Annotated in this window: 20 protein-coding genes; 3 read left to right on the top strand and 17 right to left on the bottom strand. The window is 68.5% G+C overall.

All coding sequences use genetic code 11. From position 1 onward, the window contains the following. Positions 1 to 42: 42 nt before the first annotated feature. From MELE44368_RS14495 to MELE44368_RS14485, 3 genes are read right to left on the bottom strand one after another with little or no spacing between them, the layout of a single operon-like run. A complete protein-coding gene (locus tag MELE44368_RS14495; protein WP_128109129.1) occupies positions 43 to 867 on the bottom strand; it encodes a class I SAM-dependent methyltransferase in 825 nt (274 codons plus the stop codon). 11 nt (positions 868 to 878) lie between these two features. Beyond that, entirely contained in the window at positions 879 to 1409 is a 531-nt protein-coding gene (gene purE / locus MELE44368_RS14490; RefSeq protein WP_128109128.1) for a 5-(carboxyamino)imidazole ribonucleotide mutase, read from the bottom strand. Beyond that, entirely contained in the window at positions 1396 to 2586 is a 1191-nt protein-coding gene (locus MELE44368_RS14485; RefSeq protein WP_241566634.1) for a 5-(carboxyamino)imidazole ribonucleotide synthase, read from the bottom strand. The genes purE and MELE44368_RS14485 overlap by 14 nt, the downstream gene beginning before the upstream one ends. Positions 2587 to 2724: 138 nt before the next feature. Between MELE44368_RS14485 and MELE44368_RS14480 the strand changes: the two genes are divergently transcribed. Next, a complete protein-coding gene (locus MELE44368_RS14480; RefSeq protein WP_128109127.1) occupies positions 2725 to 3486 on the top strand; it encodes a GtrA family protein in 762 nt (253 codons plus the stop codon). Here MELE44368_RS14480 and MELE44368_RS14475 read toward each other — a convergent pair. From MELE44368_RS14475 to MELE44368_RS14425, 11 genes are all read right to left on the bottom strand, one after another. Beyond that, on the bottom strand, positions 3441 to 3959 hold the full coding sequence (locus MELE44368_RS14475; protein WP_128109126.1) for a PH domain-containing protein: 519 nt from the start codon (positions 3957 to 3959) through the stop codon (positions 3441 to 3443). The genes MELE44368_RS14480 and MELE44368_RS14475 overlap by 46 nt on opposite strands. 10 nt (positions 3960 to 3969) lie before the next feature. Further along, positions 3970 to 4779: a biotin--[acetyl-CoA-carboxylase] ligase gene (locus tag MELE44368_RS14470; RefSeq protein ID WP_128109125.1), complete on the bottom strand. Its 810-nt coding sequence runs from the start codon at positions 4777 to 4779 to the stop codon at positions 3970 to 3972. Then, positions 4769 to 6025 (bottom strand): lipase family protein, encoded by a 1257-nt coding sequence (locus tag MELE44368_RS14465; RefSeq protein WP_128109124.1) that lies wholly within the window; start codon positions 6023 to 6025, stop codon positions 4769 to 4771. Before MELE44368_RS14465 ends, MELE44368_RS14470 begins: the two co-directional genes overlap by 11 nt. Before the next feature lie 300 nt (positions 6026 to 6325). Then, the gene (locus MELE44368_RS14460) at positions 6326 to 7786 is read right to left on the bottom strand and encodes a sugar transferase (protein ID WP_128109123.1); all 1461 of its coding nucleotides are present in this window, start codon (positions 7784 to 7786) and stop codon (positions 6326 to 6328) included. Between the two features lie 325 nt (positions 7787 to 8111). Further along, positions 8112 to 9005, bottom strand: coding sequence for a sialate O-acetylesterase (locus tag MELE44368_RS14455; protein ID WP_128109122.1), 894 nt, complete (start codon positions 9003 to 9005; stop codon positions 8112 to 8114). Beyond that, positions 8974 to 10212 carry a lipase family protein gene (locus tag MELE44368_RS14450; RefSeq protein WP_128109121.1) on the bottom strand — a complete coding sequence of 413 codons (1239 nt, stop codon included), beginning with the start codon at positions 10210 to 10212 and terminating at the stop codon, positions 8974 to 8976. The genes MELE44368_RS14455 and MELE44368_RS14450 overlap by 32 nt, the downstream gene beginning before the upstream one ends. Next, a complete protein-coding gene (locus tag MELE44368_RS14445) occupies positions 10212 to 11477 on the bottom strand; it encodes an acyltransferase family protein (protein WP_128109120.1) in 1266 nt (421 codons plus the stop codon). Before MELE44368_RS14445 ends, MELE44368_RS14450 begins: the two co-directional genes overlap by 1 nt. Beyond that, positions 11474 to 12736 carry an alpha/beta fold hydrolase gene (locus MELE44368_RS14440; RefSeq protein WP_241566630.1) on the bottom strand — a complete coding sequence of 421 codons (1263 nt, stop codon included), beginning with the start codon at positions 12734 to 12736 and terminating at the stop codon, positions 11474 to 11476. The genes MELE44368_RS14445 and MELE44368_RS14440 overlap by 4 nt, the downstream gene beginning before the upstream one ends. After that, positions 12733 to 13401 carry a YveK family protein gene (locus MELE44368_RS14435; RefSeq protein WP_128109119.1) on the bottom strand — a complete coding sequence of 223 codons (669 nt, stop codon included), beginning with the start codon at positions 13399 to 13401 and terminating at the stop codon, positions 12733 to 12735. Before MELE44368_RS14435 ends, MELE44368_RS14440 begins: the two co-directional genes overlap by 4 nt. Next, a complete protein-coding gene (locus tag MELE44368_RS14430; protein WP_128109118.1) occupies positions 13398 to 14642 on the bottom strand; it encodes a lipase family protein in 1245 nt (414 codons plus the stop codon). The genes MELE44368_RS14435 and MELE44368_RS14430 overlap by 4 nt, the downstream gene beginning before the upstream one ends. Continuing rightward, positions 14642 to 16201, bottom strand: a complete 1560-nt coding sequence (locus MELE44368_RS14425; RefSeq protein ID WP_241566629.1) for a tyrosine-protein kinase domain-containing protein — start codon at positions 16199 to 16201, stop codon at positions 14642 to 14644. The genes MELE44368_RS14430 and MELE44368_RS14425 overlap by 1 nt, the downstream gene beginning before the upstream one ends. A gap of 135 nt (positions 16202 to 16336) precedes the next feature. Between MELE44368_RS14425 and MELE44368_RS14420 the strand changes: the two genes are divergently transcribed. After that, positions 16337 to 17788, top strand: coding sequence for an O-antigen ligase family protein (locus MELE44368_RS14420; RefSeq protein ID WP_128109116.1), 1452 nt, complete (start codon positions 16337 to 16339; stop codon positions 17786 to 17788). Between the two features lie 153 nt (positions 17789 to 17941). Beyond that, the gene (locus tag MELE44368_RS14415) at positions 17942 to 19471 is read left to right on the top strand and encodes a cellulase family glycosylhydrolase (RefSeq protein WP_241566628.1); all 1530 of its coding nucleotides are present in this window, start codon (positions 17942 to 17944) and stop codon (positions 19469 to 19471) included. A 7-nt stretch (positions 19472 to 19478) separates the two neighbouring features. On the opposite strand, the gene MELE44368_RS14410 is transcribed toward MELE44368_RS14415, so the two are convergent. From MELE44368_RS14410 to MELE44368_RS14400, 3 genes are read right to left on the bottom strand one after another with little or no spacing between them, the layout of a single operon-like run. Beyond that, positions 19479 to 20627 (bottom strand): glycosyltransferase, encoded by a 1149-nt coding sequence (locus MELE44368_RS14410; RefSeq protein WP_128109115.1) that lies wholly within the window; start codon positions 20625 to 20627, stop codon positions 19479 to 19481. Then, on the bottom strand, positions 20554 to 21732 hold the full coding sequence (locus tag MELE44368_RS14405; RefSeq protein ID WP_128109114.1) for a lipopolysaccharide biosynthesis protein: 1179 nt from the start codon (positions 21730 to 21732) through the stop codon (positions 20554 to 20556). Before MELE44368_RS14405 ends, MELE44368_RS14410 begins: the two co-directional genes overlap by 74 nt. A 52-nt stretch (positions 21733 to 21784) precedes the next feature. Further along, positions 21785 to 22921: a glycosyltransferase gene (locus MELE44368_RS14400; protein ID WP_128109113.1), complete on the bottom strand. Its 1137-nt coding sequence runs from the start codon at positions 22919 to 22921 to the stop codon at positions 21785 to 21787. Positions 22922 to 23063: the final 142 nt, after the last annotated feature.

Here is a 23063-nt window from a genome sequence, read left to right as displayed (position 1 = left end):
CTACTCGCCGGTAACTTTATCCGCGCCGCGCCGGTGTGACGTTCAGCGGCCCCGGCCCGAGACGACCTGCAGGCCGCGCACCATTTCACGGTACGTGCGGTGATAGAGCGACCGGATGGCCGCGCTGCGTCGCAGCAGGTCGACCGCGCCCTGCGGCGCCACCAGAGCCACGTCGTGCCCGGCGAACACCGATTCGCCGGTCGCCAGCCGCAGCTTGCCGCTGACGGCGGACTCCACCTCGGCCCGATACAGCCGGCAGTAGTCGGGCTGGGCGAAGAAGACCTTGTTGAACCCGATCAGGAACGGAACCAGCTTGGCGCCCTGTTCCAGATAGCGCAGCGTGCCGACCGCCACGCCCGGCCACTGCTGGTTGAAGACGTCGTCGGCGATGACGATGCCGCCGTCGGCGAGCGTGGCCTCGGCGAGTTTCATGTCGGAGAACACGATCTCCGCGGTGTGGCCGCCGTCGACGCTGAAGAGCCGGATGTCGCCGCCCGCCAACTCGCGCAGGCGCTCCGGCAGAAGTTTCGTCGAATCACCCTGGTGGATCACGACGTCGTCCATCGACGACCACAGGTTCACGTTGCTGAGAAACTTCTGCAGGTCACCGTGCCCCGACCCGTCGACGTTCAGCTCCTGGTCGCCGAAGATGTCGATCGCGACGGCCTTCTCGCCGGGGCGCTGCAGCAACCGCAACCCGATGAACAGCCTGCCGTGGTGCACGCCGATTTCGGCGACCGCGCCCGAGACCTGCTTGGCCCGCTGCGCCGAGTTCAAGACGTCGAGCAGCAACAGCACCTCGGGCTGTAGGAAGCCGGTGACGATCCGGTGCCCAATGGCCCGGTACCGTGCGAATTCACGTGACATCGGGATGCAGCCTACTGCCCGAGGAGGCGCTCGCGCAGCGCTGCGTCCTTCTGCAGCACGCTGTCGTGCAACTGCGCCTGGAACCGTTCGACGCGCTCGCGCAGCCTGGCATCGGATGCACCCAGGATCCGCACCGCCAGCAACCCCGCGTTGCGGGCGCCGCCGATCGACACGGTGGCCACCGGCACGCCCGCGGGCATCTGCACGATCGACAGCAGCGAGTCAAGGCCGTCCAGCTTGGCCAGCGGCACCGGCACCCCGATCACCGGCAACGACGTCGCCGAGGCCACCATGCCGGGCAGATGCGCCGCTCCCCCGGCACCGGCGATGATCACCTCGATGCCGCGGCCCGCCGCGCTCTGCGCGTAATCGAGCATGCGGGCCGGGGTGCGGTGCGCGGAGACGACGCCGACCTCGAACGGGATGTCGAACTCGGCCAGCGCCTCGGCCGCCTCCTGCATCACGGGCCAGTCGCTGTCGCTGCCCATGATCACCCCCACCCGCGGTGCGGGGGTCGACCTCGTCTGCTCATCGCCCGTCATGTGGGTCCCATCCGTCCGTCCATTCCGCATGCGACATCCAGTGCGCCGCCCTCGCCGCGCGTTCCCGCACCTCGGCGACGTACGCGGCGTCGTCGGCCGAGCCTTCGGGCGCACCGATGATGTTGACATGGCCGATCTTTCGGCCCGGCCGCTCCGCTTTTCCGTAGAGGTGCACCTTGGCGTTGGGCATCCGCGCGAACAGGTGATGCAGCCGCTCGTCCATGCTCATCTCCGGCACCTGTTGTGCACCAAGCACATTGGCCATCACGGTGACCGGCGCTGTAGGGGCGGTATCGCCGAGCGGATAGTCGAGCACCGCGCGCAGGTGTTGCTCGAACTGACCGGTGACGGCACCGTCCATCGTCCAGTGCCCCGAGTTGTGCGGGCGCATCGCGAGTTCGTTGACCAACAGCCTGCCGTCGACCGTCTCGAACAGTTCGACCGCCAGCACCCCGACCACACCGAGTTCCTCGGCCAGCCGAAGACCCAATTGCGTTGCGGCGCTTGTGAGTTCATCATCGAGGTTCGGTGCGGGTGCAATCGCCTCGACGCAGATGCCGTCGCGTTGCACGGTCTGCGCCACCGGCCACGCCGCACCCTGCCCGAACGGGGAGCGCGCCACCAGCGCGGCCAGCTCGCGCCGCATCTCGACCCTTTCCTCGACGAGCACCGCCGCCCCGGCGGCCAGGTGCCGTTGCGCGGCGTCGCGCGCATCGGCGACGTCGCGCGCCAATGTCACTCCACGGCCGTCGTATCCGCCGCGCGCGGTCTTGACCACGAGCCGGCCACCGACACGGGTGGCGAACGCGTCGACGTCGGCGGGCTCGGTGACGGCCGTGAACCTCGGCACGGGCGCGTCCAGCGCCTCCAATCGCCGGCGCATCACCAGTTTGTCCTGCGCGTGGATCAGCGCCGACGGCGGCGGTGCCACGTTCACACCGTCGGCCACCAGCTTCTCCAACAGCTCGGTCGGCACGTGCTCGTGGTCGAAGGTCAGCACGTCGGCGCCGGCGGCCGCACGACGCAGCGCATCGAGGTCGGTGTGCGCGCCGATCACCACATCCGGGCTGACCTGCGCGGCGGGGTCGTCAGCGGCGGCCGCCAGCACCCGTAGCGTCTGCCCCAGCGCGATCGCGGCCTGATGGGTCATCCTGGCCAGTTGCCCGCCGCCGATCATGGTCACCACCGGGGGCCCGCTCGAGGTTCGCGACACGCCCTTATGGTGTCATGGCCCCGGCCGGCCACCTCGCCTGCCTTACCGTCGCTCACCAGCACGGCTACGCGTCAGTAGCGGGATTCCGTAAACTGCCCTTTTGTGTCCTTTACCGATGCCACGATCGAGCGGCTGCCCCGCCCGATCCGCCCGTACCTGGAACGGCATCACGAACTGATCAAGTTCGCGATTGTGGGCGCGACCACATTCGTCATCGACTCGGCGGTGTTCTACACGCTCAAGCTGACCGTGCTGGAGCCCAAACCCGTCACGGCGAAGATCATCGCGGGCATCGTCGCGGTGATCGCGTCCTACATCCTCAACCGCGAATGGAGCTTCCGCGACCGGGGCGGCCGAGAACGCCACCACGAGGCGCTGATGTTCTTCGGGGTCAGCGGCGTCGGAGTGGTGCTGAGCATGGCGCCGCTGTGGTTCTCCAGTTACGTGCTGATGCTGCGGGTGCCCGAGGTCAGCCTGACCGTCGAGAACATCGCCGACTTCATCTCCGCCTACATCATCGGCAACCTGCTGCAGATGGCGTTCCGGTTCTGGGCGTTCCGACGCTGGGTCTTCCCCGACGAGTTCGGGCGCAACCCCGACAAGGCCCTCGAGTCCACCCTCACCGACGGCGGTATCGCAGAGGCGCTGGAGGACCACGTCGAACACGTGCGCGGCCATGGTGCTGGCCCTGGTTCTGTCAATGGTTCTGTCAATGGTTCTGTCAATGGTTCTGGCCCTGGTTCTGTCAATGGCTCCGCCACCGGCACCGGCACCGTCACCCCCTTGCGCCGCCCCAACCGGCGCGCCCGGCGGCTGGATCAGCTCGGCGATTCCTCCGAGCCCAGCGTGTCGAAGACTTCGTGATACAGCAGCGAGTGCACCCGTTCCACCTTCGGAATGTCGTTGAACTCGAGCGGATCCTGCGACGCTGACTCGATGATCAGCGTGCCGGTGCGCAGCATCCGGTCGGACAGCCCGTGCCGGAACTCCACGCTGTTGATCCGCGCCAGCGGGATGTCGATGCCCGACCGCGTCAACACGCCGTGGCGGAACATCACGCGCCGGTCGGTGATGACGAAATGCGTTGTCCACCAATTGAGGAACGGCCAAAGCGTCAGCCATCCGACGATCACCAGCCAGACGGCTCCGATGACGATCAGCACAACGTTTCTGGCGGTGGGGTCCCATCCGGTCTGGTTGACGTAACCCGCGCCGAACGCCGCCAGCGCGGTGGCCACCAGCAGGATCAGGATCGGCCCGATCAGCCGCTTCCAGTGCGGATGGCGGTGCAGCACCACGTGCTCGTCGGTGGCCAGCACGTTGTCCGGATATCCCATGACGAAGACCTTAAGGCCGGGCCGGGCGTAGGTGCACGATGTCGCCCGCGGACACCTTCGCCGGGTGCCCGTCGGCGTCGATGTCGAGCCGGCCCTCATCGTCGATGTCGCGGGCGACGCCGACGATCTCGCGGCCCCCCGGCAGAATCGCCCGCACGGTCATTCCGAGGGTCAGGCTGCGGGCGCGGTAGTCGGCGATCAGGCCGGGGTCGACGCCGCCGGAACGTCGCCACGCCTCGACGCGACGGCCCAGTTCGTGCAGGAGGCGGCGGGTCAGCCCGTGACGGTCCGGCGCGGGCACCCCGAGCTCGACGAGCGAGGTGACACCGGGCACCCTGATCTCGGAGCCGCGCAGCGAGACGTTGAGCCCCAGCCCGATCACCACCTCGCGGCGGGCCGCGGCGACCTCGGCGAGGATGCCCGCCAGCTTGCCGCCGCCGGCGAGCACGTCGTTGGGCCACTTCAGGCCGGCCCGCACGCCGGTGTCGGCGACCGCGTCGACGATCGCGACGCCGGTGGCCAGCGGCAGCCACCCCCAGGCCTGGCTGGGCACCGAGGCGGCGTCGACGCCGACGGACATCGTGATCTGCGCGTACGGCACCGCCGACCAGCTTCGCCCCTGCCTGCCGCGGCCGGCGGTCTGGTTCTCGGCGATCAGCACGGCGCCGTCGACGGCCTCACCGCGGCCCGCGCGGGCGATCAGGTCGGCGTTGGTCGAGCCGGTTTCGGCCACCACGTCGATGCGGCGCCACGGCCGCGATGTGCCGAGCACGTCGACGCGCAGCGCCGCCTCGTCGAGCGGAACCCGCTCAGCAGTCATTGGGCGCGGGCCTTCCTGCGAACCGGTCGTCGATCCAGTCGAGCATCTGGATGGCATCGGCGGGATTGTGGCCTGCTTCGGGATCGAACTCGATCGACACCACCCCACCGAGTGCGCATGCTTCTTCGATCGCGGACCTGGTCCATTCGGCGTCGATGAACGGGTCCTTCCCGCCGTAGAAGACGTAAAGCGGCGCGGACAACGGCTTTTGGGGTAGCGCCCAGTCTTCGAGCAGGCGCCGCAGCCGGTCGGCGGCCTGCGGAGTCTTCGGGGTGAACTCCCGCGGCCCGATCCGTTGGATCGCCGCCGCGCGGGCGTAGGCGCCCTCTTCGGTGCAGTCCGACAGCTGGTCCCAGTGCCGCGTGGCCTCGAAACGCCGGTAGTCGTCACGGTCGAGGTCGGGATGCAGCCGCGCCAGCGATTCGATCACCGCCTGCATGACGGGCCGCTGCTCGACGGTCAGGGTGCCCTGCTCGGCCTTCGACACGATTCCGGAGATGTCGGCGGCGGGGGATGACGCGACGGCCCCGACCAGATGCAGTTCCGGCGCGTAAGCCCGCGCCTGTTCGTCGGCGGCCCACGATGCGGCGCCGCCCTGAGAGTCGCCCAGCGCCGCCCAGTTGTCCGACACGCCATCGAACGTGTGGCGCAGGGCCCGCACCGCGTCGATCATGTTGAGCCCCGCCGTGCGGGCGTCCGAATAAGGGTGGACGCCCTTCACCCCGAGACCTTGGTAGTCGGGCAGCGCGACTGCGTAGCCCTGCTGGGTGAGCACCCGGACCACCTTGACGAGGTTCAGCAGGGACGGCGACAGCGACGGCGCGCAGTGGGGATCGATGCCCAGCGTGCCGTGACCGAACGCCACCACCGGCCATCCGCCGTCCGGGGCGTCGTCCAGCGGAGTGAACACCGAACCGGACACCACTGTCGCCTCCCCGGTGTCGCCGGAGGTTGACCGGTAGACCACTCGGGCCGCGCGCAGTCGTCGGCCCTCCACGGTGCGGGTGACGCCGGGCATCGTGGTGGCCGACACCAGCGATCCGGGACCGGTGCCGGAGGTATCGGCCGACTCGATCAGCACCGGAGGTCCGCCGGAGGACGGGAACTGGTTCAGACCTCGGATCGCGAGCATGGTGGCGATCGGTCGTAACGGCACGATGACCAGCGCACCGAGGACGACGGCCACCAGCGCGACGGCGACGACCAGCACCGCTTTGCGCGTCGCGCCGCTGCGTTGGCTCGGCATAGGTCTCCTGCTCAGGTCGTGCGCCCACCGCGCGACACTTCAACCTAGGCGAGAGGTGTCGGGCCCGGCGCGGCACCATCGTATTCAGCGAACATCGGTGCGGTTCACGCCGACGACTTGGAACGTGTTCGCCGCGTCCCGGGCCGACTCATTGCGCACCGCGAACACTTTTGCGGCGGGGCGCCGCGTTGGCATTTGTAATTGTGTGTCTTTTGACCTTTTAATTCGTTGCTGGCCGCCGCGACCGCCAGGCGAGACGGTTTCGCTGTGCGGATAGCTGGCGGGCGGGCGGGTGGTCGGTCAGTACGCGCCGGAGCCCGCCGCGACCGTGCGGATGGTCTTGGCCGCGATCAACAGGTCGTTGGTGATCGACCAGTTCTCCACGTAGGACAGATCCAGCCGCACCGAGTCCTCCCAGGACAGATCCGAGCGTCCGCTGACCTGCCACAGCCCGGTGATGCCAGGCAGCACCAGCAGCCGGCGGCGGACCTGGTCGTTGTAGGTGTCGACCTCCCGGCGCAACGGCGGCCGCGGTCCCACCACGCTCATGTCGCGGCGTAGCACGTTGATGAACTGGGGCAGCTCGTCGATGCTGTAGCGCCGCAGGAACTTGCCCACCTTGGTGACGCGGGGATCCTCCCGGATCTTGAACAGCACGCCTCCGACGCTCTCGTTGATGTCCAGCAACCGCTCGAGTTCCTGATCGGCGCCCTCGACCATGGTGCGGAACTTGAGCATCTGGAACGGCCGCCCGTCCAGGCCGATCCGCTCGGAGCGGTAGATCACCGGGCCGTTGCTGGTCAGTTTGATGGCCAGCGCGGCCAGCAGCATCACGGGCAGCGCACAGGTCAGCACCGTAAGCGACACACAGACGTCGAAGGCCCGTTTCTGCAGTTTCTTGGTTCCGCTGTACTGCGGCTTCTCGACGTGGATCAACGGCAGCCCGGCCACCGGACGCATGCTCAGGCGAGGACCCGCGACATCGACGACACCTGGTGAGACCACGAGGTCGACGCCGAGTTTGTCCATGTCCCAGGACAACTCGCGCACCCCTTCAGGGCCGAAATGGTCGGTGGTGGTCAACGCCACGGTGTCGGCGTCGGTCTTCAGGATCGCGTCGTGCACATGGTGTTCGTCGCCGAACACCGGCAGCGCGCCGACGCCGGGCACGTCCAGAGTGCCGCCGCCCGCGCGGCCCGTCAGGCACACCCCGACCACCGCGTATCCGTAGGTCCACCCGCGCGTGAGCGACTGCACCAGGCTGCGCACCGCGCGCGCGTCGCCGACCGCGATCACGTTCTGCACACACTTGCCCTGGCGCCGTTTCCTGGCCAGGATCCGCCTACACAGGCTGCGGCTGAGCAACAGCGCGAGCAGGCCGAGCGGAAGCGCGACAGCGAGGTAGCCACGGGCGTACTCCGGGCGCAAGATCATCAGCCCGACGGCGATCACTCCGACGGTTGCCAGTGTCGCGGAGAACACCCGCCGGTACTCCTCCACCCCGGCGCCGACGATCCGGGATGAGCGGGTGCGGTAGGCGGCCAGCAAGGCCAGCCACGTCGCGGCGACGACGATCGACAGCAGGGAGTAGTAGGAGAAGACGGGGAAGTACGCCCCGTCGGACATCGCGTCGGGTGCGCCGAGCCGGACGAACTGGGCGGCGACCAGGGAGAGCGCGACGACGAGGACGTCGGTGACGATCAGCGCAAGGCGGTAGGACTGCTGCCAGGGCGCGCCGGGCGCGGTACCGATCTTCGTCAAGCGAGGCTTCGCGGGGGTGTAAGCCTCTTCAGCCACGAACACGGCTAGGCGTTCCTCCTAAGATTTGCTGACGGCTATCGGCCCCCCGACGAAGCGCGATCGCGCATTCACTATGTCAAAGTTTGCCCGGCTCCGCTACCCATATGGAGAATTGGCTGGTCAACGGCGAGTGTCGCGCTACGGCGACTTCGCGAAGCCGGCAAATCCCTATGTACCCAAAACGGCGCATCTCAAGCAGCGAAATCCGAGACATTTCGGGGACCGCCGCGATCACGGCGGAACGGCTCTATCCCTGGCATCCCAAGGCGCCGGCGCCGGTGTCTTTTCAGCCGGAGGCATAGCGCGCCAGCTGGGCGGCGCGCATCCGGCGGTATTCGTTCCACATGTCGTGACCCATCCGCCGCAAGCCCGCGCCGTTGTAGTGCCGGTCGGTCTCGGAGTTGACCGAATCGCGCGGTCCCGGGATGAATGCCGTGCCCGGGATCCGCTCGGGTGTGTCGACGTGGACGGCGTGGATCTTCGAATAATCGCGGCCGCTCAGTTCCATTTCCTCGGGCGCCATTCCGCCCAGCAGCACGGGCAGATCCGTGCCGTACCGATTGCGCAGGTCCTCGATCAGGGAGTCGAGCTTGGCCTGATAGACCGGCGCGGTGGTCAGCGGGACGTCGGTTTCGCCCTGGTGCCACAGGACTGCCGCCACTTCGCTGCCCGGATGTGTCGTCAGCGCCTTGTCGATGGCGGCCACGGCCCGGCGGTAAAGATTGACCCGGGTGTGGGTGTCGGCGGGATCCCAGGTGTATCCGTTCTTCGGGGTGAACGACGTGTCGCCGCGCGCACCCGGGATGAGAAGCACCGTGCGCCCCGTCTCGTCGGCCAGGTGTTTGGCGAATGTCAGCCCGAAGCCCACGCCCTTGCCGGGGATCTCGTGAATGAGCGGTTCCACGGCGAGCACGGCCTTACCCTTGGCCGGTCCGCACATCGCCCATTGGTGGACCCGCGGATGCGGACGGTCCGGGCCGGTCAGGTCCAGGCCACGGCCCATGCCGAACGCGTTGGACTGGCCCAGTACGGGCACGATCAGATAGCCCCGCTCGGGAGCCGTGACGTCGATTCCCTTCGGGGCGAGCATGCGCAGCACGACGCATTTGGTCTCGGTCAGCAGCCGCCGCCACAGCGGCCAGTCGCCGTCAGTTACCGGGGATGGAAGTGCTGCACTCATCTGCCACCGGCTTTCCCGCGAATCTGTCTGTCAGCCACGCGTATTGGGAGCTGATGTCCACGTTTCCATGTCCCGCTTGCGGCTGGAGGTCCCACACGACCGGGCCGCCGAGCGCGCAGGCCCGCGCGATCGCGTCGGTGATCCACTGGGCGTCGATGTACTCGTCCCGGCCGCCGTACGACACCGACAACGGTGCCGTGAGCGGCTGCTGCGGCAGTGCCCACTGGCTCAGCAGCTCGCGCAGCCGGTCGGCGGCCTGCGGCGTCTTCGGCGCCAGGTCGCCGGGCGCAAGCGCCTCCGCGGCCTCCTTGCGGTCCAGTCCCTTCGCGCCCGAACACGACGACAACACCTCCCAGTACTCGGCGGCCGCACCGCTGCGGAAGTCGTCGCGGTTGAGGTCGGGGTGCAGCCGCGCCAGCGTCTCCACCACCGACTGAAACGCCGGCCGTTGGTAATAGGTCAACGTGTGGGCCTGCGCCTTGTCCACGAGGCCGGTGACGTCGACGGCCGGCACCATCGCGACCACCCCGACCAGCTCGAGTTCGGGGGCGTAGCCGCCCGCCTGCTCCCCCGCCGCCCACACGGCGCCGCCGCCCTGCGACCCGCCCAGCGCGGCCCATTTGGGCGAGATGTCGTCGAAGGTGTGGCGCAGTGCGCGCACCGAGTCGATGATGTTGAGCCCCGCGGTCTTGGCGTCGAGATAGGGATGTACCCCCGGCGCGCCGAGCCCCTGGTAGTCGGCGAACGCGACGGCGTAGCCCTTGCGGACCAGCCCGACCACCATCGAGGACATGCCGAGCAACGAGTCGGACAGCGACGGCGCACAGGGCTCGTCGATCCCCGTCGTACCGTGCCCGAACGCCACCACCGGCCAGCCACCTTGTGGCGCTGTGCCTTTGGGGGTGTAGACCGATCCGGAGACGACGGTCGGCTCACCGGTGTCGCCGTTGGTGGAGTGGTACACCACGCGGGCGGCGTTGAACTCGCCGCCCACCTTGCTGCGGCTGAGCCCCGGCATCGTCATGGCGCTGACCAGATCACCGGGTTGCGACCCGCCGAGATGCGCGGTCGGGATCGGCTCGGCGTCCGAGCGCGCAGCCGACGCGGCGCCGCGGTCGAAGACGTGGGTGCCGACCGCCCACGCCACCACCCCGGCGACCAGAACGACCGCCGCCGCGACGGCGAGCCCGACCCGCAGTCGGCCCATCAGCGCCACCTGTACCGGTAACGTCGGGCGATGTTCATCGCGGGCTTCTCCACGGTGTAGTAGGTGACGGCGGATACGGCCAGCGTAACCGCAAGCACCACAACGATGTTCAGGCACATGCCGCCCAGTGAGTCGCCTGCCAGCAGCCCGAACCGGTGCAGCATCAACATGGTCGGGAAGTGCAGCAGGTACAGCGACAACGACACCTTTCCGACGAACAAAAACGGGGCCAGTTCCAGGCCCTCGCCGATCCGCGAGCGCTGACCACACGACAGCGGGGCCACGATCACCAGGATCACCAGGGCCGAGGCGATGGCCATTCCGCTGGTTCCGAACATGTTGCCCAGCGCGATCAGCGCCAGCGACACGGCCAGCACGACCGGAAGCGCCAGCGCCGACACCGGCCGTAGCCGCCGGGCCGCCGACTCCCGCACCGTGCCGCGCTCGATGGCGACCACGACGACGGCGGCCAGCATGCCGAACGCGAAGTTGTCGGCGTTGACCAGGAAACTCCGCAGATACACCGAAACCCAGTTCGGGCCCCACTGCATCATCTCGGGGTCGGTCACCCCGAAGTAGTTGCTCACCAAGGGCAGCAACAGCTTTCCGATGAAGCCGATGGCGATGAACAGCACCGGCAGGCTCGCGGCCAACAACAGCGGGCGCGCCGAGGTCCGGCGTCGCATCGCGAACAACACCACGGCCGCCAGCGGCAGGGAAGTGTAGAACGCGAACTCCAGCGTCAGCGACCACGACGGGTTCAGGCCGGTGAAGACGTATTCGGGGATATAGGTCTGCACCAGGGTCAGGTTGGCCAGCAGCTGCCAGGGATCGGTGATGGTGCCGGTACCCGCGTCGGTGCCGAGGGCATGTTCGGTCGGGTTCGCGACGTACACCACGCCGAAGACGTAGTTGCACAGCAGGAAGATGACCAGGTAGCCGGGCACGATGCGGGCGAATCGGTGGATCGCGAAGTTGCGTGCGCTGGGCGCCATCGCCACCGCGGCGTCTTCGGTCAGGCGCCGCACATAGGGCAGGAACAACAGAAAGCCGCTGAGCACGAAGAAGAAGATCAGGCTCATGCCGACGATCCCGATCTTCGTTTGGGCCGCGGTGTTCGGCGAGAAGTTGCCCGCGACGTGCATGACCGCGACGCCGACGGCCGACAGTCCCCGTGCCCCGTCCAGGCCGATGATGCGCCCGGTGGTGCGGGGCGCCGGCTTCGACGACGACCGGCCTGCGGTATCCCGCGGCTTGACCGTCACTGCGAAGCCCCCAGCGGCGCCAGACCGAGGCAGCTGTCGGGTGCCGGCTCCCCGCGGAACCGCGCGTTGACCCAGCCGAACGCCGAGGAGACGTCGATGGCGGCGTGCCCCTTGTCCGGTTGCAGCTGAATGTCGATCACGTCGCCCATCCCGCACGCCGCCCGCAGCGCGCGGTCGGTCCACTCCTGCGGCACCAACGCGTCCTCACCGCCGAAGAGAACCAGCATCGGAGCGGTCGCCGGGCGCTGGGGCAGGCTCATGCGCTGCAGATGCGCGCGTAGCGTGTCGACCGCCTGCGGTGTGCTCGGCGCAAGATCGGCACCCGACAACTGCGGGGTCAACGCATTTCGCCCGGCCACCTCGGGCCCGTCGCACGCGATCAACGTGTCCCAGTTGTCTTTCACGAGCCCTCGTCGATAGTCGTCGAGCCCGAACTCCGGATGTGCCCGGTGCAGGGTTTCGAGGATGGCGACCAGCGCGGGTATCTGTTCGGTGCTCAGCTGCCCGGTAGCCGCCGCATCGGCGAAACCGCTGATGTCGGCCGCCGGTGACACGCTCACCGTGCCCAGCAGCGCCAGGCCGGTGCCGTAGCCTGCTGCCAGTTCGTTGGCAGCCCAGGTGGCCTGCCCGCCTTGGGAGACCCCGATCGCCGCCCAGCGTTCGGAGGCCTCGGGTATCAAATGGCGGGCGGCCCTCACCGAGTCGATCACGTTGTAGCCGGCCGTGGTGGAATCGAGGTAGGGGTGATAGCCGTCGTCACCACCGTTGTCGATACCCAGACCCTGATAGTCCGGCACCGTGACGACGAATCCGGCCTTGACGAGCGCGGTCACCACGTTCGACGTGCCGAGCAGTGTCGGCGAGAGCGACGGCGCGCAGCCGGACTCGATGCCGGTGGTGGCGTGCGCGTAGGCCACGATCGGCCAACCCCCTTCGGGCGGTTGGCCTTTCGGGGCGAACACGCTGCCGCTGAGTCGGGTGAGACCGCCGGTGATGCCGGAGGTCGACGTGTACTCGATGCGCGCGGCCGTCGAGGCCACCGCGCGCAGCCTGCGGTCGATGGTCGGTAAGGAGGTGGCCTCCGACAGCGCCCCCGGCTCTTGGCCGGCACCGCTGTAGTCCGCGTCGAGGTGCATGCCGGTCATCGCCGACGGCGGCTGCGCGGAAGTGTCGTCGGCGCAACCGGTTACGACGGCGCCGGTCGCGACGACGAGGCAGGCGAGCGCAAAGCCCGCGATGGTGCTGCGCGCGCGGGTCATCGCTGTTGTCCCGCGATCGCCTCGTCGACGACATGGTCGAGTTGCCTGCTGCCGTGCATGCGGTCCCTGAGCAGTCCGTACGCCAGCACCAGCACGGCGCTGAGCACGAACCCCAACGCGCCTGCGGCGAGGACGAACTGCCACATCGAGCCCTGTCTGACCGCCGGCTGGGCGGCGTCGACGACGACGAGTTCGGCGCTGCCGGTGTCGACCGCGGCCATCTCCTTGGTCAGTGCGACGAGGTTGCGGGTGACGGCGTCGGCGGTCTGCCGGGTCACCTCGGGGTCGCTGCCCGCCACGATCACCTCCAACAGCGCGGAGTTCTTACCCACCACCGTGATCCGGGAAGCGAGCTCGGCCGGGCTGGTGTTCAGATCCAACTGCTGGATGGTGCGCACGGTCACCTGCCGGCTGCGGGCCAGATGCTGGGTGGTGACGTTTCGCGAGAGCGAGTTCAGGTGGCCGTGGTAGGCGTCCACCGTGGTGGCGCCGCCGGGTGTCACGGCGAAGACCCTCGCCGTGGAGGTGTATGTCGGCGGGGTGCTCTGCCACGCGAGCCACCCGGCTCCGGCCGACAAGGCCGTCGCGCACAACAGCACGATCCAGCCGCTGACGAGCAGCCTCAGGTAGTCGCGTATCCGGGGCACGTTGGCGGGTGGCCTCATGGCGCCCCCACACACAGGTCGGCGGGCCGTTGTCCGTCAAAGCGTGCCCTGAGCCACTGCAGCGACGACTGGATGATCTGTTCGTTGGTGGTCGTGGTGTCACCGATACGTCGATTCACCACGATCGGATCGCCTTTGGCACAAGCCTCTTTCACCGCGAGCGCGACGCCGGCCTGTGGCACCAACGGATCGTCGGTGCCGTAGACCACCAGCACGGGCGCGGCCGGTGCCGGTGAGGCACCCGGCAGCGCCAGGGCGCTCAGCGCGTCGCGCAGCGCCGCGGCGGCGGCATCGTCGCGCGGCCGCAGGTCGTCCGGGCTCAATTGCGACGCCACCCGCTGCGCCTCGGCGGGATCCACGGGCGCACACGAGGTGAGTTCGTCCCAATGGTCGCCGGCCAGACCCGAGCGGTAGGCGTCCAGGTCGAGGCTGGGCAGTTCCTGCGACAGGCTCTGCAGTAGCACCATGAGCAGCCGGTACTGGTTCTGGCTGAGGTGGCCGGTCACTGCGACGTCGACCAGCGGGGAGAGATCGGCGTACGGCGAGAGCGCCACCGCGCCGACGAGGTTGAGACCCCCGCCGTAGTCGACGGCTCGAATGGCCGAGGCCCACGCCGCCAGGCCGCCCTGGCCGCTGCCGTACGCCCCCCAGTTCGCGCTGGCGTCGGGAAGGACCCGTCGCGCCGCCCGCACCCCGTCGATCATGTTGTTGCCCAACGCGACCCAGTCCAACGGGGCGTGCGGGCGACCGGGTACGCCCAGCCCCTGAAAGTCGGGCATCATCACCATGTAGCCGCGGTTGAGCATCACCGTCATCGCGGACGCGTAGCCGCCGAGCCCCCTGGCCAGCGACGGCGCACAGTTCTCCGTCACGCCGGTCAGCGAGTGCCCGAACGCGATGATCGGCCATCCGCCGTCGGGAGCCTTGCCCGCCGGAACCGCGACCACACCGGACACGTCGACCGGTTGACCGGCATTGGTGGTCGAGCGGTACACCACCCGAACGGCCGTCACACCGGCGTCGGTGAAGTAGTCGTTGGGGGCCAGGGGTTTGACCTCCACCAGCGATCCGGGGCCGTCATCGGTCATGTCCGGCGGCGGCAGCTCCGTGGCCCCGACGAACGGAGGCGTCAGCGTGCGCGACGGCCGGTTGTAGTCGGCCGGCGGCTGCGGCGGGCTCGGCGCACAGCCGGCCAGGACCGACACCACGCCGACGGCGGCCACCACAAGCCGCAAGCCCACTAGCCGCTGCCTCCGTGCCGAGACCGGCCGCCTGCGTTGATCGCGGCGTCGCCGTTGGCGCGTCGCGAGTCACCGGACCCGACGAGCTGACCCTTCTGGGTCGCCACGGTGTCGGTGTCCGCGGAGCGCGCACCCGCCCCGCGGTCACGTCCGGCCGAGCGGGCCTGCGCCGAACCTTGGGCGTCGCGCTGGACCTGCCTGTCGTGCTGGCGTCGGAGGCGGCCCCCGACGCGCTCGAACGTCGCCACGGTGCCGATCAGCGCGACGTTGGCGGTCTCGAGCGCCTGGATCGCGCGGCGCAGTGCCGAGCCGGTGGTGGACCCGATGCGCGCCAGCAGCACCGCGCCGTCACACAGCGCGCCGATGTTGGCGCCGTCGGCGCAGCGCTCCAACGGCGGCGTGTCGACGACGATGTAGTCGAAGTTGCGGGCGAGCTCCTCGAACATCGCGGCGGCGCGGTCGTTGGCCCACATCTCGCCGGGCCGCGACGCCTTGGGGCCGGCGGGCAGCAGCGCGATGGCGTGCGCGCCCACCGGGATTTCGCCGATCACCGCCTCGGGCAGCGCGTGCTCCCCGGCGATCACTGTGCTCACCCCGCGGTTCATGGCGCGGGCGCGCCGCTGATCGTCCAGGCCCAGCCGGTCGGCCAGGTCCGCGCCGCGCAGGTCACCGTCGACGACGATGACCGCACGGCCCGACTCGGCCAGCGCGGCGGCCAGGTCGATGGCGACCGTGGTCCGACCGTCGGCGGTGGACGGGCTGGTCACCGCGATACGGCGCGGCGGGACGCCGCTACCGGGCGGCACGGCGAACCGCAGGTTGGTGCGCAGTTCGCGCACCCGCTCGGCGTAGAGCCCGTTGCCGTCGAGATCGACGACGGTGGTCGTGGCCCGCGTCGGCTCCGATGGCAGCGAGCCAAGCAGATGGGTGCCGACGGCTCCCTCGACCGAATCACGGCCGCGCAACCGTTTGTCGATGATGCCCGCCAGCACCGCGACGACGATGCCGACCACGAGGCCGATGAACGCGCCCAGCGCGATCATGGTGAGCACCCCGAGGCCCGTCGGCGCCGTCGGGTAGCTGGCCTCGTCGACCACGACCAGGCCCGCGGCGGGGCTTCCGCCCCGGCGCGACGTCTCCAGCTCGCTGACCAGGCCGACCAGTTGGTCAGCCACCGCGTTGGTATAGGTCTGCGCCTGGGTGGGGTCGGAGTCGGTGACGCTCACGTCGAGCAGCACGGTCTTCTCGCCGGGCAGCGCGGTGACCTTCGCGCGCAACTCCTCGGCCGAGATCGGCGCCTTCAACTGGTCCACCGCGCGTGCGGCAACTTGTTCGCTGGAGGCCAGGTCGGCGTACGAGTAGACACGTTCCTGGGAGAACAGGTTGTTCTGGTACGCCTCGGTGACCGAAGTTCCATTTTGCGTTGCTACGAACAGGCGCGCGGTCGATTGATATTCGGGTGTCAGTAAAAGTGTGGTCGCGTAGCCGCCGGCGGCTCCGACGATGGTCAGGGCCACGATCAGCCACCAGTACCTGCGGAAAATGCGCAGGTATTCCATGATTTCCAAGATGGACCCTTTCAAAAGCGCGCCGCAAACAAAAGTTCAAACAAGCCCAGAGTAGCGGTAGCTCGCATCGTCCGCGCCGTTGCACCTGAGGGGGCTGGCTGGTATCCAGCCGGCGAAGCTGTCACCATGGTCTCCGTGATGCCCCGCCAGGACCTGATCGGCAAATCCATGCTAGCCCTTGCGGCGATCGGAGTCTGCCCCCTTGTGGCGTGGGTGGCCTTCGGGCACGGCACGCTCGTCACATACGCGGTGATCGGCCTTCTTGGCCTGATCATCGGGGTTTACATCGGCTTGCGTCATCCGCTGTGGCTATTCTGGGGCACCGCGGCGGTGATCGGCGGATTACCGTTCGGATACTTCCCCGGCGTACATATTCCGCTATACCTGCTGTTCGCAGCCGGAGCGGTGCTCGCGGCCATAATTCATCCGTCCCAGCGAACTCGACTCAGCACCCTCGAAATCGCCATATTGACGTTGCTGGTGGTGTCGGCAATATCGGTTGTCGGCACCGGGGTCACCCTTCCGGCGGTGTTGCTGTATGCAAAGTGGGGCATCGCCACAGCCTTCGCAATAGCGTTGCTGAGACTGTCACGTGAGAACCTCGCCCGGTTCGGCCGGATATTCGTCTACGCCGCGTCCGTCAACGCGTTCGTGGGGATTCTCATGGCGACGGTGGACCAGCAGCAGCGCCTGCTGAAACCGCTGCAGATCTTCGGCTATGGCGTCGGCGCCGAGCTGCGCCAACAGACCGCGCTGTACGTCTACTCCAACGAGGGTGGCACGATCGGCAAGACGCTTCGGCTCGGCGGAACCTGGGTGCTGCCCAACAGCGCCGGGCTGGCCCTGGCGACCGCGTTGATCATCTGCCTCGTCCTGTTCACCGGCTGGCGCCGGGCCGTGATGTCGACCGTCATCGTGGTCGCGCTGTTACTCACGCTGAGCCGCAGCATGATCTTCTCCGTCGCGGTCGGACTGCTGCTGGTGCTGCTCTTCCACAGCATGCGCGCCCGCGATCGCCAGATCGCGATCGGGCTGATCGGCGTCGGCGCCGCGGCCGCCCTGCTGACCCCGATGATCCGCGACCGCATCCTCTCCACGTTCGCCGACGAGGACACCGGTCGGGAGGCCCGCGCGGACTCCATCGCCGAGTTCCCGCATCGCATGTCGGGTCACTGGCTGTTCGGACTCGGGTGGGACCGGCCCGAATTCCGCAGCGGCCAGCTGGCCCAGTCCCTCAACTACGTCTCCAACGCGCCGCTGTTGACGATCTACCGCGGCGGGATCATCACCGGGTTGGCCTTCGTCGCCGTCCTGGTCATCGGCTGCGTGGTGGCCTACCGCGCGCTGCGCTCGCCGTCGCTGCCCCACGCCGTCTATGGCGGTGTGTTCGTCGGTATCGCGGTGGTGTCGGCCAACCTGCAGCAGTCGGTTGTCGACATGCCGCAGATGACGCTGACCTTCTCGATCCTGTTGGCGTTCTTGGTCTACGTCGACCAGACCCGCCACGGGCCGCGCAGCGGTGTGTCCCCGTCACACGAATTGGCCGCTCCCGGCGGCGAACTCACCAAACTTCGCTGAATCTGCGCAGTCGCGAACTTCTGCGAGTCTCCGCGACAGCCGGTGCGACACGCCCGTTTACGACATACCTGCGATTCCGACGGCTGTGCCGGAGACTGACGGCATATCAAGATCGAATCCGCCGGGATCGCGACCAGATCTGGAGAGCCACTCGTGCGACGCGCGCCGCGCTACCGCAAGCCCCGCACCTTCGTCACGGTCGCGATCGCGATCGCCAGCGCGCTGTGTTGCGTCGCCGTCCTGGCCGTGCTGCAAGCGCCGCGTGAACCGAGGCGCGTCGTCGTGGCGCAGGCCGCGTCCATCAACCCGCTGCCGACGACCATCGGTTTCGCCGACGCCGACTCGTACGGGATGTCGCAGGCGGACCTCGCTCAGGCCGCCACCAAGTGGGCGCTGACCAAAGCGAAGACGGTTCGGCTGATGATCCCCTGGGCGGGCGTGGAACCGGTTCAGGGCAGGCTCGATTGGCGCAATGTCGACAAGGTCGTCGACGCCGCGGTCGCCAAGGACATTCCGGTGATGGGCTTCATCAACTCCACCCCGGCGTGGGCGGTCGGGCCCGGCGGGCACCCGCTCAGCGGAAGGCCCGCCTCCCCCGAGGTTTACGGCGACTTCGTTGCCAAGGTCGCCGAGCGCTACGCCGGAAAGATCTCGGCCTACGAGATCTGGAACGAACCGAACGCGGTGACCTTCTACACGCCGGCCCCGGACCCCGCGGGCTACACCGACCTGCTCAAGGCGGCCTATCCCAGGATCAAGGCGGTCGACCCCTCGGCGACCGTCATCGGCGGCGTGCTCGGGGCCGTCGTGGATTTCGGCAGCTTGACGATCAACCCGGTCCGGTTCCTGGAGGAGATGTATGACGCGGGCGCGAAGAACTTCTTCGACGCGGTGTCGTTTCACCCCTACCACTATTCGTTGAAGTTCTCCGAGGGTGTTCCGGTGGCGAATTCGCCGGTGAACCAATTGATCGCGATGCGGCAGGTGATGGTCGCCAACGGCGACAGCGGCAAGAAGATCTGGGGCACCGAGTACGGCCAGCCGACGTCGAAGGTCAGCGAGTCCGAGCAGGCCGCGTTCGTCAAGGACATCCTCACGACCTGGCAGGAACTGCCCTACGCCGGGCCGCTGCTGATCTACACCACCCGCGATCGGCAGACCGGCAGCGCCAATGTCCAGGACACGTTCGGCGTGTACCGCACCAACTGGACCCCCAAACTCGCCCAGCAGATCATGCTGTTCGCCCCGGGCAAGTCGTGGGCATACACCCGGTTCGCCGGCCAGACCAACCCGGAATGGGGCGAGGTGCTCAGCCCGGTGTTTCCGCTGACGCCCAAGGTGTGGGCCCAGATCCGCACGGTCAGCACGTTGTTCGAGACACCGAAACAGAACTCGTTCATCGCCTCGCCGAACCCGATCGCCCAGATCGCGGTGTCCAGAAGGCTGGTCCCCACCTCACCGTTCGAGAACGGCACGCAGAGTTTCGACAACGGTGTGCGGATGTGGTGGTCGCAGGCCACCGGGGCGCGCTGGCTCGACGGCTTGATGGCGCAGGCCTGGGTGCCCGAGCTCGGGCTTGCCGTCAGCGACAAGTACACCGACAACGGCAGCGCCCGAATGGATTTCGAACACGGCTACATCACCTGGACACCGTGGATCGGTGTCAAGGTGACGTTCACCTGAGTGCGGTTCAGGCCGCGACGGTCTCGGCACGCAGCAGGGCCGCGACCGCGCGGTGCGGCCGGCGCTGTTCCCAGCGTTGCCGGTTGACGTCGTAGAGCCGGTCGCCGTCGGCCACGGCGGCGGGCTGGTCCAGAAGGTAGCGTCGGCACTGTGCGACGAAACCGTCGTCGTCGTCATGGGTTTGGAGTCCGTACATGGCGCCCAGGTCGCCGATCGCGGCGGTGGTGCCCACCACCGGCAGGCCCATCCTGATCGCGTCGAGTATCTTCACCCGCACGCCCCCGCCCGTCTTGATGGGAGCCACCAGGGCGCGGCAGGTGCCCAGGAACTCGGCAAGGTCCTCGACGAAGCCCAGGTCGCGCACGCCGTCGGGGTAAACCGGATCGGGCGCGCCCGGCTTCTTCTTGCCGATGACGCAGAGCTCGGCACCCGGGATCCCCGCGGCGATCCGTGGCCACAACGCCAGCGCGTGCAGAAACGCCTCCTGGTTCGGCGGCCAGTCACGCAAACCCATGAAGACCAGCCGGCGTGGCGTACTCGCCACGTCGACCTGCCGCGCCGGCGGCAGGGACACGTCGAGCCAACGCGCGCCGGAAACCCCGTTGGCGCGGTAGAACTCGGCTTCCGGCGCGTCGTAGGTGCCGACCGCGTCGGCGGCCCTGGCGATGCGGATCTCGTCGCGGCGCAGCCTCGGCGCCTCGATGCGGCCCAGCAGGCCGCGGCTGGCCCGCCATACCAGCGCCTCGGAGATGTTGGTGTTGACGACCAGGCGGGCACGCCCGAATTTGGCGCTGCGCAGGAAGGATTCGGCCATGTAGCTGTGTTCCGCCACGAAAACGTCGGCGTCGCACGCGTCGACAGCGGCGACCAGGTCGTCGGTGTCGAACCGCACGTGAACCAGGCTGCGTCGCTTACGAATCGAATCGGCCAGCAGCCGAGCCGGTCGGATCTTCGGCTTCGGCAGCCGGATCAGCGGAACGCCGCCGGGCAGTGTGGCCCTGCCCGCCTGCGCGGAGAGGCACAGCCCGGACACCTCGAACTCGTCGGAGGCCAGCTGCATGAGCAACTGTCCCAGCTCGACGTCACCCGCCCGCTCCGTCACCGGGTCTTTCGACAGCAGAAACGTCACTTTCGTCTTTGGCCGGCCGCCTGCCATGCCGTCCCTTTCCATAGATCGCCACCACGAAGATGACCAGCAGCACCGAGTCGCTGACCGAGGTCGTGATCGCCGCGCCGACCGCCCCGAGGGGCGCCAGCACCGCCAACAGCCCGAACTTGACCGGCACCAGACCGATCACCGCCGTCATCCGAACCACGTCGCGACGTTGGGCATAGAGCACGAACTGGAAGACCATGATCACCGTGCGGAACGCGCAGTACGCCGACATGATGATCATCGCGACGGCCAGTTGGTTCGGCGCGGGCGAGAAAAGCAGAACGATTCCGGCGATCAGCACCAGCAGCCCGCCACCCGCACCGATCGCCACGGTGTACTTCAGCGGCGGGCCGGTCGACAGGTCTCCGCCACTGTCCCGCAGCGACTGCGCATAAGTGGTGCCGAACGCCTGACCCACGTAGCAGATCGCGGACGCGACCACCCACGTCAGGTTGTAGTAGCCGACGACCGTGGTATCGGTGAGCCAGCCGAGCAGCAGCACGTCGCCGGCGAGAAAGGCTGACGTGCCGAGCATTTCACCGGCGAGCACCAGAATGGTCCGCGGCGGACCCGGCAGCTGGGGTCGGTGACCACGCGCCGTGCCCACCGCCAGCACCGCGATCACCACGTAGGGCACGCAGTACGCGATGCTCGCACCCAGCAGCGTCGGATGCAGACCCACCAACGACGCGCCGAACAGGTAGGCGCAACCGGCCACCACGCTGCCGACCTGCCTGCTGGTGTCGATTCTCGACGTCACGTGCGGGTCGCCCTGGCGCATCGCGCGCGCTTTGTACGCACCGACGATCAGCTCGCCACCGGACACGGTGATGCCGAACCAGGCGACGTAGTTCAGCGGCAGGAAGACCTGGCCTAGCACCATCAGCGCGAGGCCGAGCAGGTAGCGGCCCGCGCGCTCGCGGACGAAGTCCTCCTCCGGTTCGCGCACCGCGCGCACCACGTAGGGATTGCTCAGGGTCTGGCCGAGCACCGACATGAGCGCGAAGCCCAGGCTGTACAGCCCGTAATCGCTGATTCCGAGTTGATGGATCAGGGCCACCGTCCACACCAGGCCGGTGCCGCGGCCACCGTAGACGTACAGCATCGACACCACCGTCTTGGCGGATCGGCGGGGTGCGGCTTTGGGGGTAGACAGCTCAGTGCCCCTTGTGGTGTCGGTCCAGCAGTTGCGCCCAGGCGGCCGCATACGCCTGCGCGGTGGCGGCTCCCGAGCGGGCCTGGCGCGTCTTCTCCGCGTACTCGCCCAGCTCCGTCAGCCGCCCGGTATCGCCCAGCAACGCCTCGATCGCTTCGGCCAGCCCGGCGGCGACGGCTTCCTGCTCGGTGCCGGGTGTCCGCACGACGACGGCCCCGGTCTTCTCGTCCAGCTCGGCCAGCGAACCGTACCCGGTGCACACCACCGGTGTTCGGTAGGCGGTGGCGTGGGCCACGACACCGGACGCCGGATAGGTCTCGTCGTACCAATGGCGCTTGCCGTACGGCACCACGATCGCCTGTACCGAGTCGAAGAAGGCGTCCTCGGCCGGCCCGTCGACCGCGCCGAGAATCTCGATGCCGTCGATGCGCGGCAGCGATTCGGTGCCGCGCCCGGCCACCCGGATGGCGATGTCGTCGGCCAGCAGCTCGCGGATGCGCGCGATCTGCTCGAAGCCCTTGCCGCGGTACACGTGGCCGAAGAACCCGACGGCCCTGGGGCGCTCCTGCACGGGCCGGATGACCGGGCGGTCCCGCACGATGTGCGGCACGTATACCGCGGTGGTGTGCGGATAGCGCTGTTCGATCGAGCGACGGCCGGTCTCGGTGAGCGCGAACAGCATCCGCCGCCCGTTGACCATGCCTTCCACCTTGGTCGACAGCGGCCGCAGCGGATAGTGCACGCCGTGGAAGACCAGCTTGCGGCTCAGCTTGGGTGCGAACATGAACTTGGTCGCCGCGGGCCACCACACCCCTTGCGGCGGGTCGTGGATGGTAGCGGTCACCGGGACGCCGGACAGCCCGGCGATGGCCCAGAACGGCGCGGCCCCGCCCGCGGCCAGCTCGCCGTGCACGAGCACCCGGTCGGGCGCCTCGGCGACCAGCGCGGCGACGGCCCGTCGGTAGGCCAGGATGTCGCGCACGCGGTCCCCGCCGGGACCCCGGGTGCGCACTTCGGCGACGTCCCCGAAGTGCGGCTTGACGGCGGTGACGAAGTCCTGGGCGTAGTCGCCCACCGCGGTCTGCCCCTCGGCGGGACCGACGAATACCAGCCGGTACTCGCGCAGGTTCGTCGTCACCTCGAATGCTCCCGTCCTCGATCGGAGCTAACGATACCCAAATGGCGGTTTGACGCCCTCGACGGGCAAAGAACAGGCCGCCGGCAAAGATTTGGGCAACGTCGCCGTGTTATGCTACGCCACGTTTTTTCGCCATTCGGCA

The sequence above is a fragment of the Mycolicibacterium elephantis DSM 44368 genome (genome assembly GCF_004014805.1).
Taxonomy (GTDB): domain Bacteria; phylum Actinomycetota; class Actinomycetes; order Mycobacteriales; family Mycobacteriaceae; genus Mycobacterium; species Mycobacterium elephantis.
The sequence above is the reverse complement of the archived record's forward strand: the minus strand, read 5'-3'. Positions and strand labels throughout refer to the sequence as shown.

Bases quoted from the DNA above. Each gene is read 5' to 3' on its own strand.
- MELE44368_RS14425 (WP_241566629.1), bottom strand. From the start codon at position 16,201: ATGGAATACCTGCGCATTTTCCGCAGGTACTGGTGGCTGATCGTGGCC.
- MELE44368_RS14450 (WP_128109121.1), bottom strand. From the start codon at position 10,212: ATGGGCCGACTGCGGGTCGGGCTCGCCGTCGCGGCGGCGGTCGTTCTG.
- MELE44368_RS14410 (WP_128109115.1), bottom strand. From the start codon at position 20,627: ATGGCAGGCGGCCGGCCAAAGACGAAAGTGACGTTTCTGCTGTCGAAA.
- MELE44368_RS14485 (WP_241566634.1), bottom strand. From the start codon at position 2,586: ATGATCGGCGGCGGGCAACTGGCCAGGATGACCCATCAGGCCGCGATC.
- MELE44368_RS14440 (WP_241566630.1), bottom strand. From the start codon at position 12,736: ATGACCCGCGCGCGCAGCACCATCGCGGGCTTTGCGCTCGCCTGCCTC.
- MELE44368_RS14470 (WP_128109125.1), bottom strand. From the start codon at position 4,779: ATGACTGCTGAGCGGGTTCCGCTCGACGAGGCGGCGCTGCGCGTCGAC.
- purE (WP_128109128.1), bottom strand. From the start codon at position 1,409: ATGACGGGCGATGAGCAGACGAGGTCGACCCCCGCACCGCGGGTGGGG.
- MELE44368_RS14435 (WP_128109119.1), bottom strand. From the start codon at position 13,401: ATGAGGCCACCCGCCAACGTGCCCCGGATACGCGACTACCTGAGGCTG.
- MELE44368_RS14455 (WP_128109122.1), bottom strand. From the start codon at position 9,005: ATGAGTGCAGCACTTCCATCCCCGGTAACTGACGGCGACTGGCCGCTG.
- MELE44368_RS14420 (WP_128109116.1), top strand. From the start codon at position 16,337: ATGGTCTCCGTGATGCCCCGCCAGGACCTGATCGGCAAATCCATGCTA.
- MELE44368_RS14495 (WP_128109129.1), bottom strand. From the start codon at position 867: ATGTCACGTGAATTCGCACGGTACCGGGCCATTGGGCACCGGATCGTC.
- MELE44368_RS14465 (WP_128109124.1), bottom strand. From the start codon at position 6,025: ATGCCGAGCCAACGCAGCGGCGCGACGCGCAAAGCGGTGCTGGTCGTC.
- MELE44368_RS14405 (WP_128109114.1), bottom strand. From the start codon at position 21,732: ATGCTGTACGTCTACGGTGGCCGCGGCACCGGCCTGGTGTGGACGGTG.
- MELE44368_RS14475 (WP_128109126.1), bottom strand. From the start codon at position 3,959: ATGGGATATCCGGACAACGTGCTGGCCACCGACGAGCACGTGGTGCTG.